Genomic DNA, 2641 nt, shown 5'->3' with positions numbered 1-2641 from the left:
CACCGCCGGCACCCTCCACGACACCCCCCTCACCACCCAAACCCCCCACACCCTCCACACCACCCTCACCGCCAAAATCGACACCACCCACACCCTCCACACCGCACTCCAACACCACCCCGACGTCACCCTCGTCACCTACAGCAGCGCCGCGGCGACCTTCGGGAACCCGGGTCAGGCCAACTACGGCGCGGCCAACGCCTTCCAGGACGCCCTCGCCCACCACCGCCAGCGCAGCGGCCTGCGCGCCACCGCCATCGGATGGGGACTCTGGGACACCGCCGACGGGATGGCCGGCGGTCTCGGCCGGGCCGAACTCGACCGGATCGCGGCGGCCGGCGTACTGCCGATCGACGTGCACCAGGGGCTCGCCGCCCTCGACGCCGTGCTCGACGCGGACCGCCCCACGGTCCTGCCGGTACGGCTGAACCTGAACGCGTTCGCCGCCCGGGACGCCGTACCGCCGATGCTCAGCCGGCTGGTCCGCCCGGCGCGGCGGCGGGCCGCCACGGGTGCCGGCGGCACCGGTGAACTCGCCCGACGGCTGGCCGGGCAGAGCGCCCAGGAGCAGACCGCCTTCCTCACCGACCTGGTACGCGCCGAGGTGGACGTGGTCCTCGGTCGCACCGACGGCGAACCGGTCGACCCGCAGCGGCCCTTCCGGGAGCTGGGTGTGGACTCGCTGACGGCCGTCGAGCTGCGCAACCGGCTGGTCGCCGCGACCGGCGTCCCGCTCGCCGCGACCGCGGTCTTCGACCACCCCACCCCGGCCGCGCTGGTGGAGCATCTGCGCACCGTCGTCGCCGGACCGGACGGCGCGGCACCGGCGACGCCGACGATCCGTACCGCCGTCGCGGTCGCCGACGACCCGGTCGCCATCGTCGCCATGTCCTGCCGGTTCCCCGGCGGCGTCACCAGCCCGGAGCACCTGTGGCGGGTGGTCGCCGACGGCGTCGACACCGTCGGCGACTTCCCCACCGACCGGGGCTGGAACGTGGACGACCTCTTCGACCCCGACCCGGCCGCCGTCGGCCGGACCTACACCCGGCAGGGCGGGTTCCTCCTCGACGCCGACACGTTCGACGCGGACTTCTTCGAGATCAGCCCCCGTGAGGCGGCGGCCATGGACCCGCAGCAGCGGTTGCTGCTGGAGACCTCGTGGGAGGCCATCGAGGCGGCCGGCATAGACCCCGCGGACCTGCGCGGCAGCGACACCGGCGTCTTCGTCGGCGTCATCACCAGCGACTACGTCACCCGGCTGGGCCACACCCCGGCCAGCGTCGAGGGACACGTCTCCACCGGCACCACCACGAGCGTCGCGTCCGGCCGCATCGCGTACACGCTCGGCCTGGAGGGGCCGGCGATCACGGTGGATACCGCCTGCTCGTCGTCGCTGGTCGCGCTGCACCTCGCCGCCGGCTCGCTGCGCTCGGGCGAGTGCTCGCTCGCCCTGGTCGGCGGCGCCACCGTGATGGCCGGGCCGGTCAACTTCGTCGAGTTCAGCCGGCAGCGGGCGCTGTCCCCCGACGGCCGCTGCAAGGCGTTCTCGTCCTCTGCCGACGGTACGGGGTGGGGTGAGGGTGTTGGTGTGGTGGTGTTGGAGCGGTTGTCGGATGCGCGGCGTAACGGGCACCCCGTGTTGGCGGTGGTGCGGGGTTCGGCGGTTAATCAGGATGGTGCGTCGAATGGTTTGACGGCGCCGCATGGTCCGTCGCAGGAGCGGGTGATTCGTCAGGCGTTGGCGAGTGGTGGTTTGTCGGCGGGTGATGTGGATGTGGTGGAGGCGCATGGTACGGGGACGCGGTTGGGTGATCCGATCGAGGCGCAGGCGTTGTTGGCGACGTACGGTCGGGAGCACTCGGCGGATCGTCCGTTGTTCCTCGGCTCACTGAAGTCGAACATCGGCCACACCCTCGCCGCCGCCGGAGTGGCCGGCGTGATCAAGATGGTGCTGGCGATGCGCGCCGGGGTGATGCCGAAGACGTTGCACGTGGGTGAGCCGACCACGCATGTGGATTGGTCGTCCGGCGCGGTGGAGCTGCTCACCGAGGCACGGCCGTGGGACGGCGAACGTCCCCGCCGGTCGGCGGTCTCCTCGTTCGGTATGAGCGGGACGAACGCACACGTGGTCCTGGAGGGGGTGCCGGAGCCGGCGACGGCGGTGGTTCCCGATGGCGGTGAGCCGGATGGTCCGGTGTCGTTGGTGTTGTCGGCGCGGTCGGTGGGGTCGTTGCGGGCGCAGGCGTTGCGGTTGGCGGGGTTTGTGGGTGGTGGTGGGGTGTCGTTGTCGGATGTGGCGTGGACGTTGGCGGGTCGTGCGGTTTTTGGTCATCGTGCGGTGGTGGTGGGTGGTTCGCGGGCGGAGTTGGTGGCGGGTTTGACGGCGTTGGGTTCGGGTTCGGATTATGTTCCGCCGTCGGTTTCCTCGTCGGTTTCCTCGTCGGTTTCGTCGCCGGTTTCTTCGGCTGTTTCGTCGGGGGTGGTGTCGTCGGTTTGTTCGGGTGTGGTGTCGGGTGGGGTGGTGTCGGGTGGGACGGTGTTTGTGTTTCCGGGTCAGGGGTCGCAGTGGTGGGGTATGGGTCGGGAGTTGTGGGGGTGTGATGCTGTTTTTCGGGGGCGGTTTGAGGAGTGTGTTGGGGTG

Annotated in this window: 1 protein-coding gene; it reads left to right on the top strand. The window is 71.0% G+C overall.

The window, feature by feature from the left end; genetic code table 11:
* Window positions 1–2641, top strand: a 2641-nt coding sequence (locus tag JQX11_RS31895) for a type I polyketide synthase (protein WP_204928629.1), incomplete at both ends; no start/stop codon positions are given.

Source organism: Micromonospora humida, assembly GCF_016901255.1.
In the GTDB taxonomy this organism is placed as follows: domain Bacteria; phylum Actinomycetota; class Actinomycetes; order Mycobacteriales; family Micromonosporaceae; genus Micromonospora; species Micromonospora wenchangensis.
This window is presented reverse-complemented; position numbering and strand designations above follow the sequence as displayed.